Here is an 18,776-nt window from a genome sequence, read left to right as displayed (position 1 = left end):
ATTAAATCAGAGTTAAATTGAATAATTAAAAAGACATTATAATTGTGTTCAACATATTATAATATATATTTGTAAGTTTCTTATACACAAAAAATAAACGCATGAGGTATTTAAATATTAGATTTTTATTAATAATTATAATTGTTACCACTCAATATTTTTCTGCTTCTGCTCAAAAATCGGATAATCTTTGGTCTAAAAAATCTATTTCAGAAAAAGGTTCAGCTTCAAAATTAGCAAGAAAATCTATACCTAAAGCATATACACTGTACGATTTAGATTTAGAAACTTTGAAAAACAAGTTAAAAAATGCTCCAAAAAGAAAAGAAGATTTAAAAAACTCTAGTGTTACTTTAAATTTTCCAAATGGCAATGGTGAATTAGAAAATTATGAGATTTTTGAAACACCTATTTTATCTGATAAACTTCAAAAAAAATACCCAACAATTAAATCTTACATCGGAAAAAGTGTTAAAAATCCGGGGACAACTATACGATTTAGTGTTACAGCTGCTGGTTTAAATGCTATGACATTAATAAATTCTGGAGAATCAACATTTATAGATCCTTATACCAAAAATAAAACATCGTATTTAGTATATAAAAAAACTGATACGCCTGAACCAGAAGAGGAGTTTGTTTGTAAATTCGATGATTATAATACTGAAATTAAGCATAGAACTAAAACAACTTCAAATACATCATCAAAAGCAGAAAATGCAAATGATGGAAAATTAAGAACCTACAGATTAGCCATTGCTACAACTGGTGAATATGCTCAATTTCATTTATCACAACAAGGAATTGCTGAAACCGAAACCGATTCTGTTAAAAAGGTTGCCGTATTATCTGCTATAGCAACAACTATGACACGTGTTAATGGTATTTTTGAAAGAGATGTGGCTTTAACAATGGTTTTAGTTGATAACAATACAGACATTATTTTTTTAGATGCAACAACAGATGGTTTTACAAACGATGATTCTGAAGAATTAATTGATCAAAGTCAATCAATAATAAACAGCACCATTGGAACCGATAATTATGATATTGGACATACTTTTAGTACTGGAGGTGGAGGTTTAGCTCAATTAAATTCACCTTGTACCTCTAATGGAAAAGCCAGTGGAATTACAGGTTCTAACAATCCTATTGGAGATACTTATGATATTGATTATGTTGCACATGAAATGGGACATCAATTTGGGGCGCATCATACATTTAATACAAGTTCTGGAAATTGTAATGGTAACATTAATCAAGGTACTGCTGTTGAACCAGGAAGTGGCTCAACTATTATGGCATACGCTGGTTTATGCTCTCCTCAAAATATTCAAAATGCAAGTGATGCTTATTTTCACTATGTAAGTATTCAAGAAATGTGGGCAAATATTACTGAAGGAAATAGTAGTGCTTGTGCTGAAATTTCTAATACCAATAATAACACTCCGGTAATTGAAAGCCTTCAAAATTATACAATCCCTGTTTCTACACCTTTTGTTTTATCCGCAACTGCTTCAGATGCAGATAATGATCTTTTAACATATACTTGGGAACAAATAGATACTGAATCCGCAACACATCCCCTTGTTTCTACTGCAACTGGAGGTCCGGCATTTAGATCTCTAGAACCAAATGAAAACCCCGAAAGAACATTTCCTAATATGTCAACTATTTTAGGTGGTAATACATCTAATCAATGGGAGGTTTTACCTTCTGTTTCACGAACAATGACGTTTGCGGTTACTGTTAGAGATAATAACGAAAACGGAGGGCAAACCGCCAGTGATATAACAGAAATAACATTTTCAGATAAAGCAGAAGCTTTTAAATTAACAACACAGACTACCCAAGAAAGTTGGGATGCAGGTACAGCACAAATAATTAACTGGGATGTTGCTAATACCGATAGTTCACCTATAAATTGCTCTCATGTAAATATTTTATTTTCTGAAGATGGGGGATTAACATATCCTATTACCTTAGCTTCTAATGTGCTAAATAATGGTACACATACTATTGTAAGCCCTAATATTACAACAACAACCGGAAGAATTAAAATTGAAAGTGTTGGTAATATCTTTTTTAACGTAAACACTGCAAATATTTCAGTACAATCTTCAGAATTTATTATGAATTTTGAAAACTTTAATTTAGATGCTTGTGCTCCAGATAATGTTGTTTACAACATGACCTACAATACGTTTTTAGATTTTAATGAAGAAACTACATTTTCTGCAACAGGCCTGCCTGATGGTACCTCAGTAAGTTTTAACCCTACAACTGCAACTGCAAATAATACTGCTGTTGAAATGACGATAACAGGAATAGATAACGATAATGTTGGTTTTTACAATATAACTGTAACAGGTACTTCTACTTCAACAACTAAGAACACAGCTATTGAATTAAATATATTTTCATCTCAAATAAATACTCCAATATTAAGTTTTCCAGAAAATGAAAGTAGCGGATTATTAGCACCTTATAATTTAAGCTGGAACGAAGATGAAAATATTAAAAATTATATTATCGAAATAGCATCAGATGCATTATTTGAAACTGTTTTAGAAACTGCAACCTTAAATTCCTCATATTTCGAACCTCAATCTTTAGAATTTAACACCACTTATTATTGGAGAATAAAAGGAACTAATAACTGTAGTGAAAGTGCTTTTTCAAATTACTACAGCTTTACAACAGCAAATGTTGTTTGCGATTCATATACTTCAATAAATAAACCAATAAATATACCTGATAATAATACCACAGGAGCAAATTCAAATATAAGTATAACAACCAATAAAATTATTACAGATGTAAATGTTACAGTAACTGCTCCTCACGAGTGGGTTGGAGATTTATCTTTATATTTAATTAGCCCAACAGGCACAAAAGTATTATTATCTGCAAACAATGGAAATGAGGGGCTAAATTATACAAATACAAATTTTGATGATAGTGCTGAAGTATCCATAACTTCTGGAACCCCTCCTTTTACAGGAACTTTTAAACCTCAAGGTAATTTAGCCGCTTTTAATGAAGAAGAATCTTATGGAGATTGGATATTGCAAGCTATTGATGCCGGGCCAGAAGATACAGGTTCTATTAATAGTTGGAGCATAGAAATTTGTGGGGTGGCTGTAAATAGTAACGATGATGATAAAGATGGTGTTTTTAATGAAGATGATATTTGCCCTGAAACTCCTTTAGGAAGTACTGTAGATAGTTCAGGATGCCCAATATTCTCTTTACCAGCAGATAATTTTACAATAGAAACTATTAGTGAAACTTGTCCAAACAAAGATAATGGTCAAATTTTAATTTCAGCTAAAGAAACATATACATACAATGTAACATTAAATGGAGTTGCAGCTGCGTTACAAAATACGGATTTACCTCCTGGAAATTATACTATTTGTATTGGTGTTGAAGAAGATGAAAATTATAAACAGTGTTATGATGTGGTTATAGATGAAGGAACTACAATTTCTGGAAAAGTAGCTATCGATTCTGGAAAAGCTGCTATAGAAATAGAACAAGGTACTGGTCCATTTATAGTTTATGTAAACAATAAAATAACTTTAGAAACTGCTGCTCCAATTTTTACAATTAATGTAAACCACGGAGATAAAGTTGAAATAAAATCTAGTGTTTCTTGTGAAGGTGTTTTTGCAAAAACAATTAATTTGTTCGATGAAATTATTGCATACCCAAATCCTACAAAAGGAAATTTAGAAATTGCGTTACCAGTTTCTGTAAACACTGTAAAAATTGAAGTGTACAATATACAGTCACAATTAATTTCTGTACAAAATTATACGGTAACTAATAATAAGGTTCAATTAAATTTAGCTAATAATGCTACAGGATTATACTTTGCAAAAGTTTATTTAGAAGAGCCTATAGTTCTTAAAATTATTAAAGAATAAGAGCCTTTAAAACGTTATTAATATTAAAATATACACCTTCAACTTGTTTGAAGGTGTTTTTATTTAAATTAACTTAATGTTATAAGAATTAAGATTAACACTAAAAATCAAAAATTAATAATAAATTTGTAACACTATTTATTATTGAATAAGTACTAAAAACTACATATCTTGAAAAAAACTACACTCTCAATACTGCTATTTATAACAATTATCCCTTTTTATGGGCAAATTCAAAGTTATTATCTTGATTTAGATTTAGAAAAAACTGGTAACGAACTATTTTTAGAGCTTTCTGAAAAATTAGAAAGTACACATTCAGCTATTCCATATACAGGACCTTCTATAGATGTTTGGGAGGCTTGTAGACGTGCTGATGAAGATCCAGATAATGCAGATAATGTATTGTTAATTTATGGATATAACGATACCGATGGAATTCCTAATACAGATAGATCTAGAGATAAAGATTTAAAAGATACTGGAGGTGGTGACCCTGAAAGATGGAACAGAGAACACGTATTTGCAAAATCTTTAGCAAACCCAGGTTTAGGAACTGATGAACCTGGTCCTGGAACTGATGTACACAATTTACGACCTGCAGATTCAGAAAGAAATTCAGATAGGAGTAATAGAAAATTTACAGATGGATCTGGTAATTCTGGTACAGTTTCTAGTAATGGAGGTTGGTATCCTGGAGATGAGTGGAAAGGAGATATTGCTAGAATTGTAATGTATATGTACACCAGATACCATGGCGCTGGAAATCAAATTTCTCAAACAAATTGTTTACCTATTAATGTTGGTTTTGGAACTACATTAACGGTTGATGAAAATATGGTTGACTTATTTTTAAAATGGAATGTAGAAGATCCTGTATCTGATTTTGAAGCTAATAGAAACGAGGTTTTAGCCGGCATACAAGGTAATAGAAATCCATTTATAGACAATCCATATTTAGCAACCTTAATTTGGGGAGGTTTGCAAGCTGAAGACAAATGGTGGTCTGATAATACTTCTGATAACGAAGCTCCAACTTCACCTTCAAATTTAATAACATCTAATACTACCAACGAAAGCACTGTAATTACTTGGGATGCTTCAACAGATAATGTTGCGATATATGATTATTTAATTTATTTAAATGGAGAGTACTTACAATCTGAAAATTCAACTACAAATTCAACAATAATTTCAGGATTAAATGCTTCAACTAATTATACAGTAACTATAAAAGCTAGAGATGTAGCATCTAATTTATCCGGTGAAGGAGAAGTTAGTTTTACAACTTTAGAAGGGCCATATTATTTAATAAATGAAGATTTTGAAAATTGTGCAAATGTTCAATTTGTTGCATATAATGAAGAAAGTAACAAAAATTGGGAATGCAGTACTGTTTTTGGAGAAAATAATTCTGGATCTTATGGTATGAATGGATTTAACGAAGATGTAACGAGCAAAGATTGGTTAATTACAACTTCTCCAATAAATTTTGACGAAAGTACAGCTGAAAAATTAAGTTTTTACACCGATGCCGCTTATGGAAGTTCAACTTTAGAATTGGTTTATTCTTCAAATTACGATGGATCAAGTAATCCTAGTGATTTTACATGGACTGCAATGCCTAATATTAACATTCCTACACATTCAAATGGAGGTTCAACAGAAGAGGTTTATTCGTTTTCAAATGTAGATATTAGTTCAATTACTGGAACTGTTTATATAGCATTTAAATACTATTCTAATGGAAGTCCAACAAGATGGACTGTTGATAGTTTTGAAATTACTGCTGAAATTAGTGATGATATTGATGAAGATGGTGTTTTAAATGAAGATGATTTATGTCCAAATACGCCTGCTGGTGAACCTGTTGATGAAAATGGTTGCTCAAATGGCCAATTAGATGATGATGAAGATGGTGTAGAAAATAGTATTGATATTTGTCCAAATACTCCTGAAGGTGAATCTGTTGATGAAAATGGATGTTCAGACAGTCAATTAGATGATGATATTGACGGTGTTATGAACAATATAGATACCTGTCCAGATACTCCTGCTGGAGAAACTGTTGATGAAAACGGTTGTTCAGACAGTCAATTAGATGATGACGGAGATGGTGTTGTAAATAATGTAGATACTTGTCCAAATACTCCTGAAGGTGAAACTGTTGATGAAAATGGCTGTTCAGACAGTCAATTAGATGATGATAATGATGGTGTTATGAACAATATAGATACCTGTCCAGATACTCCTGCTGGAGAAACTGTTGATGAAAACGGTTGTTCAGACAGTCAATTAGACGATGACGGAGATGGTGTTATGAATAATATTGATTTATGTGAAAATTCAACACCTGGTTCAAGTGTTAATACTTCTGGTTGTTTTACATTGCCAGCAAATAACTTTAGCATTCAAACTATTAGTGAAACGTGCCCTGATAAAAACAACGGTCAAATTTTAATAACTGCCCAAGAAGATTATACATATAACGTTACATTAAATGGTACTGCCGCTACTTTACAAAATAAAGATTTAGAGCCTGGAAATTATACAATTTGTATTGAAGTAGCAGGTGAAGATTATGAACAATGTTTTGATGTTGTTATAGAAGAAGGAACAATAATATCTGGTAAAGCAAGCGTTAGTTCTGGTAAAGTTTCAATAAATATTTCAGAAGGAACAGCTCCTTTTAATGTATTTGTAAATGACACTTTAATTTTACAAACATTAGACTCCTCATTTACTATAAATGCTAAATATGGAGATAGTATTCAGATTAAAAGTAGTGTAACCTGTGAAGGTGTGTTTTCTAAAAACATGAATTTAGTTGAAAGTATAACAGCATATCCTAATCCAACAAAAGGTACCTTTGAAATTGCTGTTCCTGTTTCACAAAGCACTATGAAAATTGAAATTTATAATACACAATCTCAACTAATATCTACAAAAAATTACGAGGTAGTAAATGGTAAAGTTCAATTAAACCTATCCAACAATACTGTTGGTTTATACTTTGCCAAAGTATATTTAGATAGTCCTGTTTTACTTAAAATTATAAAAGAATAATCGTTTTAAAAATAGATTTTTAAAAAGACGCTTTAATTAGCGTCTTTTTTTATGCTATAATATTTAGCTATTTATATTCTGAATTTTTTAAATAATTCATTGAATGATATAACCAATTCATTGATAAATATCTAGGACTAATTGATTCTTATTTACGTAGAATACAATAATTTTTACCTTGTCTTTAAATTAGAGTTTAATTTTATAAAAAAAGAATTATGCCAATTAAAAGTATTAATGGATGTATTGGTTGCGAGGAATGCATTAAAAGCTGTCCTACAGATGTAATTAGGTTAAATCCTGATTCAAAAAAAGCCGAAATTTTATATCCGGAAGATTGTCAAATATGTCACCTCTGTCGTATGTATTGTCCTGTTGACGCTATTACAATCACACCAGATAAATCTATACCAGTAATTGTATCATGGGGTTAGTTATGAAAAATAAAAATTATATAAAAAAAATAATACTATTGGTTGTTGCTTTTATTATTACACCAATTATTTTATACAATTTAGGTAATTTTCCAAAGAGAGGTTACCTTATGGAAGCACTTTCACTAATAACCATTTTAGGGTTTACCTTGCTTTTATCTCAGTTTTTTTTAACAAGAATCAATAAAGATTTAGTTAAAAGTATTAGAATGGTTAATGTTTTAAAAATTCATAAATTTATTGGTTATTTATTTATTTCAATTTTATTATTACATCCGTTTTTTATTATTGTTCCAAAGTTTTTCGACAATGGAGTTACACCTACAGATGCTTTTTTAAAATTAATTACAACCTTTAGTAGTTTAGGAATTATACTTGGTTTAATCGCCTACTCTTCCATGCTTATAATTTTAGTTACTTCATTTTTCAGATTTAAATTGTATTTAAAATATAGAACATGGAGAAATTTACATGGCTATTTAACCTTGTTATTTGTAATAACTGCTACTTGGCATGTAGTAAATATGGGACGCCATAGCAATACTTCATTCGCAATTTATTATGTATTAATGGTGGTAAGCGGAACATACTATTTGCTAAAAACTTATTTATTTAAAACTTCAAAAAAATGAAAAAGCCAAACAAAAAACAGGAAATGTCTAGACGAAAATTTATAAGCTTAGCGGGTGGAGCTGCTGCAAGTTTAGCTGCAATGTCGGCAATAGGAATGCCAGTAGACTGGGCTTTAAATAATCCTGAAATTGATGTTGATTCTTTAAATACAGATAAAATTAAAACCGATGTATTGGTAATAGGAAGTGGAATGGCAGGTTTATTTGCAGCAGTAAAAGCACATGATGCTGGTGCAAAAGTAATAATGGTTTCTAAAGGAAGATTAGGTGCCTCTGGTCAAACTCCTTTTGCTAAAGGTATTTTTGCCTTTGATCCAGAAAAAGAAAACCTAAGTTTAGATGAATTTGTTGCAAAAGTTTCTCGTTCAGCTTTAGGAACAAATAATAATGCTTACACCAAGCAAATGGCTCAGCATTCTTTGACTCGCGTAAATGAATTAAAAGAGTGGGGATTTTTTGATTCATCATTGTATAATAAAAGCTTTAGCAAACCTATTGAAGAAAGAAATATACCAGTACAAGAACGTATTACTATTACACATTTAATAAAAGAAAACGCTAAGGTTGTTGGTGCTGCAGGTTTTAGTATAGACACACAAAAAATAGTGTTTTATGAAGCAAAAAGTGTTATTTTATGTACTGGCGCTGGAGGTTTTAAACCAAACGGTTTTCCAATTTGCGACCTTACCCACGACGGCACAATAATGGCCTATAATATTGGGGCAAAAGTTACAGGTAAAGAATGGAATGATGGTCATCCAGGAAAATCAGAAAATGCAGCAGCTTGTTACGATGGTTGGGGAGATATGTTTGAACAAAAACCAAGTACAACAGGTGTAGAAATTCGTCACGATTTAGGTGTAGATATGAATTATGTAGCTTATAAAAATGGAAGTCCTTTAAAAATGGGACCTCCAGGATCAGGAGAACAAACCGATGTTAGTGGAGGCCCTTATACACCAGAAGAATTTACGCGTCAAAATGATACTCCACCAGGAAGAAAAGAAGGTGGAAGACCACCAAAACGTGGAAAAGGAGGCCCACCAAAAGGAGGTAAAGGAGAAGGAGCACCTCCAGGAATGGGAGGAAGTATAGTTGGTGGCTCTTCTGCAGGAATGGCAATACATAAATCTGAAGGATTAGTACCAATAAACGATCAATGTGAATCTACTATCCCAGGACTATATGCTGCTGGAGATGCATTAGGCTCCTATATGGCTGGTGCAATTTATACTCAAATTGGATCATCCTTAGCTGGTTCGGCTGTACAAGGAGGTGTTGCAGGTGAAGCGGCCGCTAAATACTCTAAAAACATAAAATCTGTTAATATATCAGCTTCAAAATTAAAAGAAATTGAAGAAGGAATATTAACACCTTTAAAACTTGAAGCAGGTTATAGTCCTGCTTGGGTAACACAAACTTTACAAGGTATTATGATTCCTAATTTTATTATTTACATAAAAAAAGAGAATTTATTAAAAGCTGCTTTAGCTTATGTAGAAGAATTAAGAGATCATCATATACCCATGTTAAGGGCTTCCAATATGCACGAGTTACGTTTAGCACATGAAACAAAAAATATGATTATTAGTGCTGAAATGAAACTGAAAGCATCTATTATGCGAACAGAAAGTAGATGTAGTCATTACCGATTAGATTACCCAGAAATGGATACTAAAAACTGGCAAGTTTGGCTAAATATATTTAAGGGTGAAGATGGCACTATGCAGTTTGAAAAGCAACCTTTTAATACTTGGCCAGTATAAGTTTAAAAAAATTAAGAATAGCCCTTTTTTCATTTTCTTAGAAAGAATCGACAACATTATTAGTCGATTCTTTCTTTTTTTATTAGAAGTTTTCCTTACTAATTTGATGATTAAAAATATCCATTATTAAATAAACACCTTTGGTAGACAAAAACCTCCAATACGTTGATTCAAATTTTTATTTAAGACTATCCACTCTTTCTTTGCTTCATAATAAAAAAATAAGTCACCCTAAATTTAATAAATATGAAAACAATGACACTTGAAAAATTAAGCTTACTATGTTTTAGTGTATGCATGGCTTTTACAATAATAGCTTGTGAAGATGACGATGCAATAACTTATACAACCGACGGGACAGAAGAAACTTCAGAAAATTTACCTGATATTTCAGGATTTCCTATTGTTGGTACTAATCAATCAAAATTTTTTAATAATACAACTGAAACCACTACACAATTTGTAGGTGATGACTTTTATGGGCAAAATGCAAATTACCCTGGAACAACACCAAGCTACGAAGATAATGGAGATGGTACAGTAACCGATATGGTTACAGGCTTAATGTGGGAACAATCTTTCGATCACAATGGAGACGGTAGTATTAATGCCGATGATAAATTATCATATAACGATATTCTTGAGGTTGTAAATACTGCTTCTACTGGAGGTTATACCGATTGGCGTGTGCCTACAATTAAAGAAATGTATTCCCTTATGATGTTTAATGGTCGTGATATAAGTTCTGTTCAAGGGGATGATACAACAGGTTTAATTCCTTTTATAAATACAGATTACTTTGAATTTGATTATGGTGATACTAAAGCCATGGAACGTTTAATTGATGTACAATGTGCAACTACAGCTATTTATGTAAGTGATGAAGTTGATGAAACTGTTTTTGGAGTTAATCTAGCTGATGGACGTATTAAAGGATACGGAACCGAAATGAATGGAGACAAAATGTTTAATTATTTATTGGTTCGTGGTCGTGAAACTTATGGAATTAATGAATATACCGACAATGGCGATGGTACCATATCTGATAATGCAACAGGTTTAATGTGGATGCAAGATGATAGTGCTACAAGTATGATTTGGAAAGATGCCTTAAGTTACGCAGAGAACTTTGAATTTGGCGGTTATAGTGATTGGCGTTTACCTGACGCAAAAGAATTACAAGGAATTGTAGATTATACAAAATCTCCAGCAACAACGAATTCCGCAACTATTGATGATGTGTTTAATTGCACAGTAATTGAGAATGAAGCTGGTGAAGATGATTATCCTTGGTATTGGAGTAGTACAACCCACGAAGCTGAGTCTGATGACATGGAAGGTGGATGGGGAGTTTATTTAGCATTTGGTCGTTGTATGGGTAATATGGGAACCGATATTTGGACTGATGTTCATGGAGCAGGAGCTCAACGAAGCGATCCAAAAGATGGTGATCCAAGTGAATTTTCAGATGGACATGGCCCACAAGGAGATGCCATTAGAATATTGAATTATGTACGTTTGGTTAGAGATATAAATTAGTAACAATTATTTGGTTAATATTGTTAAAGGCTTGTTGTTTTCTATGGAAATAACAAGCTTTTTTTAATCATATTTTAACTATAAAATTTTATTCATTGATAAAATATGCCAGTTCATTGATTTTAGTTCTTCACACGCTAAAACTTGCGTTACTTTGAATAAAGAATTAGAGATCATTAAAAATAAAAAACTTTAAATTATGAAATTAAAAACGAATAAAATTTGGGCTATAGTTGTTTTAGCATTGGTAATTACAACAACAACTTTTGCACAACAAAGAGGTCCAGAAAATGGTCAAGGAGGTAATCAACAAGGTCCACCAGAAGTGCCAAATTCTAAGGAAATTAAAACAATGGTTAGTGAATTATCAAAAGAGATTTTATTATCAGGAGAACAAGAAACAGAAATACTAGCACTTTACAAAGCACACTTTAAAGAGGTGAAAAGTAAAACGAGTTCTGGTATGCCAAAAAGAGAAGATATGGAAGCTTTAAAAGATGATTTTGAAACTGATGTAAAGACTGTTTTAACAAAGGATCAACAAAAATTGTATACAGCTTATCTAATAAAGAATAATAAAAGAAGAAGACCGGAAAGAAATTAATTATTATAATGAAAACAACAATGAAAAAATTTAGTTTACTAGCGCTTGTATTTTTGTTTATTTCATTCACAAGTTGTAGCGAAGATGAAATTACGGGTACTGACACAGATTCTACTTCAGAATTAACCATAAATAATTACATCCAAATTGCTACAGGACAAACAACATTATACAATAATGATGGTGAAGTATTAAGTAGTTTAAATACTGGAGATCGCTTTTATGGACAAGATGCTAATTACCAAAAAGGGGCAACTATGTCTTTTAAAGATAATAACGATGGAACTATAACAGATAATAATACAGGCTTAATGTGGGAACAAATACCTACAACTGATGAGTTTACTTGGGAAGAAGCTAAAGAATATTGCGAAAATCTTGAATTAGGAGGTTATGATGATTGGAGATTGCCAAGCTTAAAAGAACTCTATTCAGTTGCCGATTTTGGCAAGGGCTGGCCATATATAGATACTGATTATTTTGCATTAGCAAGTGGAGAAATCTCTAAAGATGAACAATTTTGGTCCAGTAATTTATATGTTGGTGTTACCGTTGAAGGTGGATCAAACGCTGCCTTTGGTGTTAATATTGTAACCGGACATATTAAAGCCTACGCAGCTTCAATGCCAGCAGATGGAGGTATAGATGCTGGAACTCCTCCTGATACTGGAACTCCTCCTCCAGCTGACGGAAGTGGTATTCCAACTGGTAATCCTTTAGCAAAATATGTACGCGCAGTAAGAGGAGATACTTATGGTACTAATAATTTTGTAGATAATGGAAATAATACTATTTCAGATAATAATACGGGCTTAATGTGGGCTAAAGATGATGATGGTGTAGTATTGGATTGGGAAGACGCATTAGCGTATGCCGAAAATTCTGAATTAGCAGGTTATACAGACTGGCGTTTACCTAATGTTAAAGAACTACAAGGTATTGTAGATTACTCACGTTCTCCAACTGCAACTGATCCAGCAAATGTTGGACCTGCAATAGATCCAATATTTAATTGTACAGAAATGACAAGTGAAGCTGGATATGATGATTATGGTTATTATTGGACAAGTACGTCAGCTAACTTTACAAGCGGACAACCTTATTATTATGCTTGGTATGTTGCATTTGGTAGAGCTGTAAATGCTGATGGTGAAGATTTTCATGGTGCTGGAGGAGTTCGATTTGACACTAAAGATGAAGATGGTCCTGCTGGAGAAGATGCTGAACGTTATTTTAATTATGTAAGATTGGTTAGAGATATAAATTAAGTTTGGTTTATAATTGTTTGTTTTAGGTTTAGTCTCGTTATTTTTAGTATAAATAACGAGACTTTATTTTTTCAAACAAATAAATCATCTATTTGGTAGATGAAATTAGCCTATTCATTGATTTTATTTTTTAACAATAATAAGTTGTTGTTAATTTGAAGTAAGATTAATAAGAATAGAATTATAATTTAAAAAATTAATTATGAATATAAGTAAAAGAAAAGTTTGGAAAGTTTTAATTATTGCCCTAATAGTTTCAACATCTGCCTTTGCACAACAAAGAGGTGGCCAAAGAGGTGGCGAAAGAGGTGGTCAACGTGGAGGACAACAAACACAACAAGCACGTCCAGCAGCTCCAACTACAGAACAAATTGAAGAAATGGTAAGTGAATTATCAAACGAAATTCTATTATCAGAAGATCAACAATCGAAAATTCTAGTGTTGTATAAAGAATACTTTGAAGAAATTGAAAGTAAATCAAGCTCTGGAAGACCAGATAGAGATGAAATGCAAGCACTAAAAGAAGATTTTGAAGATAACGTTAAAGCTGTTTTAACAGAAGATCAACAAAAACTGTACACAGCTTATCTAAAAAAGAATACTAAAAAAAGAAGATCATAAAGTAAGTTTGAATTAATAAATGTTTAGGTTAAGTTAAGGCTCCAATAATTATATTTTAATTATTGGAGTTTTTTTTTAATGCTTATTTATGTTTTCGTAGATAAAAAACGCCAGTTCATTGATTCTTTTTTAAAATTATATCTAAAAAATAGAATTTCGCTCTAAATTAATAATAACAATAAACAAGCGTAAAATGAAAACAACATTTTTAATAAAAACAAGCCTTTTAGTATTGTCTACTTACTTTTTAGTTAGTTGTACAGATGATGCGAATACAGTTGCAGATATAGAAACAGAAATTGGAGAAGGTACAAATACAGAAGTACAAATTACAGATTTAGATTTTGAACCTACCGACTGGACAGAAGAAACACATAGTAAAAATGCAGATCCAAATTTTGATGAAGTTTTTAGTGATACCGAAGTAAAAAGGTTTGATTTTGTTATTTCTGAAGACAATTGGGAAGCAATGCTAAATAATATGACCGATTTATATGGAAATTTTGGAGGTAGTAACTCTGGCCCAGGTGGAAACCTTCCTGGTGGAGGAACAACAACTTCAACTTTTTCAGATGAAGACCCTGTTTTTGTTCCAGGTTCTGTGTATTACAACGGTAAAGAATGGTACAAAGTAGGTTTGCGTTTTAAAGGAAATTCTAGTTTACAAAGTGCTTGGCAAGCAGGTATTTTAAAGCTAGCTTTTAAAATGGATTTTGACGAATTTGAAGATGATTACCCTCAAATAAAAAACCAACGTTTTTATGGTTTCAAAAAATTTAGTCTAAAAAATAATTATGATGACAGTTCTTTCTTAAGAGAAAAAGTAACTGCTGAAGTATTTAAAAATGCTGGATTAGCAGTATCAAATACATCATTTTATACACTTTATGTAGATCACGGAGATGGACCAGAATATTTTGGATTATATACTTTGGTTGAAGAGGTTGATGGAACTGTAATTGACACACAATTTTCTAGTGACGATGGTAATTTATACAAGCCTGAAGATTATGGAGCTAGTTTTGCTGAAGGTACTTTTAATGAAGATGGTTTTGTGAAAAAAACCAATGAAGATGATGCCGACTGGACAGATATTAAAAATGTATTCTCAGCCTTACACGCAACAACAAGAACTACAGATGCCGAAAGTTGGAGAACAGATTTAGAAGCAGTTTTCGATGTAGATACATTTTTAAATTATTTAGCCGTTAACACCATTGTTCAAAACTGGGATACTTACGGTAGAATGGAACACAACTATTATTTATACAACAATCCAGAGAATAATTTAATAACGTGGATTCCTTGGGATAATAATGAAGCTTTACAAGAAGGAAAACTAGGCGGTTCTTTAAACCTAGACTTTTCTGACCTTTCAAGTGGAGATTGGCCTTTAATTGAATATTTATATAATGATGAAGTATATAGAGCTAAATACGATAGCTATGTGCAAGCAACAATTAATGGACCTTTTGAAACAAGTTACATTCAAGAAGTTTATGACACATACTCAAGCTTAGTTGAACCTTATGCTACTACAGAGTTAAACGGATATTCATTTTTAAGTAATAGCAATTCTTTTTATTCTGCAATTACAACATTAAAAGCACATGCTGCAAGCAGAGCATCTGCTGTAAATAATTATTTGAATTAGTTTAGTTTTAATATCTTTGTTTGTGTTTACTATTTAAACAACATAAACAAAGATATTTTTTTGATTGTTTACAACTTAACATTGTTAAACTGAACTTGTTTTAGAAACTCTTCTCTATTAAAAAAACTAGTAAGTACACCATAAAAAATGAAACTTTTAAAGAAAAATTACAATTTTGCATCTTTTGAGCCTTTTATAATTATTGCCTTTTGGGCATTATTATTTGCTTCACCTTTATTGTTTGGTCGTTATGAAAAACAAATAGAATGGGATCAAGTTTTTATGGTTTGGATAAACTATTTACCTTTATTAGGCTTGTTTTTAATAAATAGGTTTATACTACTTCCTAAGCTTTTTTTTAAGAGTAAAAAACTATTGTACTTTGTTGTTACTTCATTCGTTATTTTAATTATAGCAACTGGAATTTATGCTTTTGATAAAAACAATGATATTCCTAATATAAAACCTCAAACAATGGAGTTTAAAAAGGGAAATCCTCCTCCTATGCATCAAGGAAGAAATTTTCCACCTCCATCAGATCAAAGATTAAGCAACAGCCCCAAACCTATACCGTTATTTGCTAATTTTTTAATTTTAGCAGTGCTATTAGTTGGGTTTAATGCTGGTTTACAGATCTCTATGCGTTGGGCAAATTTAGAGCAAGAAAAATTTAAAATTCAAAAAGAAAGTGTAGAAAATCAATTGGCCTTTTTAAAAAACCAAATTAGTCCACATTTTTTTATGAATACACTTAACAATATACATGCATTAGTTGATATTGATACCGAAGAATCTAAAAAATCGATTATTAAATTATCTAATTTAATGCGTCATTTATTATACGATTCTGAAGGAAAATCAACTTCAATAAAAAAAGAAATTGAATTTATTGAAAGTTATATTGAATTAATGAAACTTCGTTTTTCAAGTAAAGTAAAAATTAATGTAAATATTCCTTCAGAAATTCCAGATAAACTAATACCTCCACTGTTATTTACTTCATTATTAGAAAATGCTTTTAAACACGGAATTAGCTATAACAAACCTTCTTTTATAAATATTTTAATGCACTTTACTGAAGATAAATTAGTGTTTGAAATAGAGAACAGTAATCATCCTAAAAAAGACGATGAAGCTTCAGGAATTGGGATAGAAAACACCAAAAAAAGATTGACTTTATTATTTAAAAATAATTTCGATTTTAAAATTTCTGAAACAAAAGAACTCTATAAAGTTAACTTAAAAATTCCGTTATGATAAACTGTATTGCAATAGATGATGAACCTTTAGCTTTAAGACAAATTACAAGCTACATTGAAAAAACACCTTTTTTAGAGCTTCAACAGAGTTTTGAAAGTGCTATTGAAGCATTAAGCTACCTTGAAAAAAATAGTGTAGAATTAATGTTTGTAGATATTAATATGCCGGATTTAAATGGAATGGACTTTGTAAAATCGTTAGAAAATCCGCCTAAAATTATCTTTACAACTGCTTACAGTGAGTATGCTTTGGAAGGTTTTAAAGTTGATGCTTTAGATTATTTATTAAAACCAATTGATTATGCTACCTTTTTAAAATCTTCGAATAAAGCAAAATCTTGGTTTAACCTACAAAACTCTAAACCTGAGCAAATTAATAGTAATGATGATTTTTTATTTATAAAATCTGAATATAAAATTTTACGTGTAAAATTAAATGATATAAAATATATTGAAGGAATGCGAGAATACGTGCGTATTCATTTAGCCAATGAAAAACCAATTATGACCTTGTTAAGTATGAAAGCTGTAGAACAACAATTACCTAGTGATAGCTTTATGCGTGTACACCGATCGTATATTGTAAATTTAAAAATGATTACAACTATTGAACGCAACAGAATTGTTTTTGACAAGGCATACATCCCTATAAGTGAACAACATAAAGAAGAATTTCAGCAGTTTGTTAATAAGAATTTTTTATCTTAAAAAAAACCTAACAAGCTTACTCACCTGTTAGGTTTAACTATTATTTAGTACCTTCTTCTGTATATTCATCGTATAAAAAGTCGTTATACGGAAAACGGGTAATGTGTATTTTTTTCACTTCTTCAAAAACTTTTGCTCTAAATTCTTCCATATTTTCTTTATTTAAAGCTGAAATAAATAAGCAATTATTTTCGTCTAATTTATTCATCCACGTTTTTTGCCAATCTTCTAAGGTATAGTGTGCTTTTGTTTTTTCAGTAACTAAATCATCTTCATCTATAGTTTGGTGTTTATAGGCATCAATTTTATTAAAAACCATTATTGTAGGTTTATCTACACTTTTAATTTCGTCTAAAATTTTATTTACAGATGTAATATGATCTTCAAAATTTGGATGCGAAATATCTACAACATGTAATAACAAATCAGCTTCTCTAACTTCATCTAAAGTAGATTTAAAACTCTCTACCAATTGTGTTGGTAATTTTCTAATAAAACCAACGGTATCGGTTAATAAAAATGGAATATTTTTAATTACAACTTTTCTAACCGTTGTATCTAAAGTTGCAAACAATTTGTTTTCTGCAAATACGTCACTCTTACTTACAACATTCATTAACGTAGACTTACCAACATTTGTATAACCAACTAAAGCAACGCGTACCATTTTACCACGATTTTTGCGTTGTACTGCCATTTGCTTATCTATAGTTTTTAACTTCTTTTTAAGCAAGGTTATTTTATCACGTATTATACGTCTATCTGTCTCAATTTCTGTTTCACCAGGTCCACGCATACCAATTCCCCCTTTTTGCCTTTCCAGGTGAGTCCAAAGTCTAGTTAATCGAGGTAATAGATATTGACATTGGGCTAATTCTACTTGTGTACGTGCATAACTTGTTTGCGCTCTACCAGCAAAAATATCAAGTATTAAGTTGGTTCTGTCAAGTACTTTACAATCGAGTACCTTCTCTATATTACGTAATTGCGAAGATGAAAGTTCATCATCAAAAATGGCAGTTTCTATATTGTTAGCAGTCATATAGGCTTTTACATCTTCCAATTTTCCGGTACCAATATATGTTTTAGGATGTGGGTTTTCTAATTTCTGCGTAAACCTTTTTACAGCTTTACCACCAGCAGTTAAAGTTAAAAACTCTAACTCATCTAAATATTCGTTAGATTGATCTTCATTTTGATGTTGTGTTACAACTCCAATTAAAACAGCCTCTTCAGATGTTACTTTTTTCTCTTCTATCATATTGCAAATTTACAAATTAGTTTATTTGAAA

The 18,776-nt window shown here is 31.1% G+C and carries 13 protein-coding genes; 12 read left to right on the top strand and 1 reads right to left on the bottom strand.

The features are described 5' to 3' along the window. The first annotated feature begins 101 nt into the window (after positions 1 to 101). The 12 genes from MHL31_RS11270 (at position 102) to MHL31_RS11210 (ending at position 17,484) form a co-directional block, all read left to right on the top strand. Positions 102 to 3,932, top strand: coding sequence for a reprolysin-like metallopeptidase (locus MHL31_RS11270; RefSeq protein ID WP_240226053.1), 3,831 nt, complete (start codon positions 102 to 104; stop codon positions 3,930 to 3,932). A gap of 171 nt (positions 3,933 to 4,103) precedes the next feature. Continuing rightward, a complete protein-coding gene (locus MHL31_RS11265) occupies positions 4,104 to 6,998 on the top strand; it encodes an endonuclease (RefSeq protein WP_305802692.1) in 2,895 nt (964 codons plus the stop codon). A 218-nt stretch (positions 6,999 to 7,216) separates the two neighbouring features. Then, entirely contained in the window at positions 7,217 to 7,432 is a 216-nt protein-coding gene (locus MHL31_RS16335; protein ID WP_240242658.1) for a ferredoxin family protein, read from the top strand. A 2-nt stretch (positions 7,433 to 7,434) separates the two neighbouring features. Continuing rightward, positions 7,435 to 8,064: a ferric reductase-like transmembrane domain-containing protein gene (locus tag MHL31_RS11250; RefSeq protein ID WP_240226052.1), complete on the top strand. Its 630-nt coding sequence runs from the start codon at positions 7,435 to 7,437 to the stop codon at positions 8,062 to 8,064. Beyond that, positions 8,061 to 9,830 (top strand): FAD-binding protein, encoded by a 1,770-nt coding sequence (locus tag MHL31_RS11245; RefSeq protein WP_240226051.1) that lies wholly within the window; start codon positions 8,061 to 8,063, stop codon positions 9,828 to 9,830. Before MHL31_RS11250 ends, MHL31_RS11245 begins: the two co-directional genes overlap by 4 nt. A gap of 246 nt (positions 9,831 to 10,076) precedes the next feature. Beyond that, on the top strand, positions 10,077 to 11,369 hold the full coding sequence (locus tag MHL31_RS11240; protein ID WP_240226050.1) for a DUF1566 domain-containing protein: 1,293 nt from the start codon (positions 10,077 to 10,079) through the stop codon (positions 11,367 to 11,369). A gap of 199 nt (positions 11,370 to 11,568) precedes the next feature. Further along, entirely contained in the window at positions 11,569 to 11,973 is a 405-nt protein-coding gene (locus tag MHL31_RS11235) for a hypothetical protein (protein WP_240226049.1), read from the top strand. 20 nt (positions 11,974 to 11,993) lie between these two features. Beyond that, positions 11,994 to 13,241: a DUF1566 domain-containing protein gene (locus MHL31_RS11230; protein ID WP_240226048.1), complete on the top strand. Its 1,248-nt coding sequence runs from the start codon at positions 11,994 to 11,996 to the stop codon at positions 13,239 to 13,241. Positions 13,242 to 13,443: 202 nt separating this feature from the next. Next, positions 13,444 to 13,863, top strand: coding sequence for a hypothetical protein (locus MHL31_RS11225; protein ID WP_240226047.1), 420 nt, complete (start codon positions 13,444 to 13,446; stop codon positions 13,861 to 13,863). 193 nt (positions 13,864 to 14,056) lie between these two features. Next, positions 14,057 to 15,517 carry a CotH kinase family protein gene (locus MHL31_RS11220; RefSeq protein WP_240226046.1) on the top strand — a complete coding sequence of 487 codons (1,461 nt, stop codon included), beginning with the start codon at positions 14,057 to 14,059 and terminating at the stop codon, positions 15,515 to 15,517. A 147-nt stretch (positions 15,518 to 15,664) separates the two neighbouring features. Continuing rightward, positions 15,665 to 16,774 carry a sensor histidine kinase gene (locus tag MHL31_RS11215; RefSeq protein WP_240226045.1) on the top strand — a complete coding sequence of 370 codons (1,110 nt, stop codon included), beginning with the start codon at positions 15,665 to 15,667 and terminating at the stop codon, positions 16,772 to 16,774. Then, entirely contained in the window at positions 16,771 to 17,484 is a 714-nt protein-coding gene (locus MHL31_RS11210; protein WP_240226044.1) for a LytTR family DNA-binding domain-containing protein, read from the top strand. The genes MHL31_RS11215 and MHL31_RS11210 overlap by 4 nt, the downstream gene beginning before the upstream one ends. A 40-nt stretch (positions 17,485 to 17,524) precedes the next feature. Here MHL31_RS11210 and hflX read toward each other — a convergent pair whose 3' ends face one another. Next, a complete protein-coding gene (hflX, locus tag MHL31_RS11205) occupies positions 17,525 to 18,745 on the bottom strand; it encodes a GTPase HflX (protein ID WP_240226043.1) in 1,221 nt (406 codons plus the stop codon). Positions 18,746 to 18,776: the final 31 nt, after the last annotated feature.

It is taken from the genome of Lutibacter sp. A80, from assembly GCF_022429645.1.
GTDB lineage: Bacteria > Bacteroidota > Bacteroidia > Flavobacteriales > Flavobacteriaceae > Lutibacter.
The sequence above is the reverse complement of the archived record's forward strand: the minus strand, read 5'-3'. Positions and strand labels throughout refer to the sequence as shown.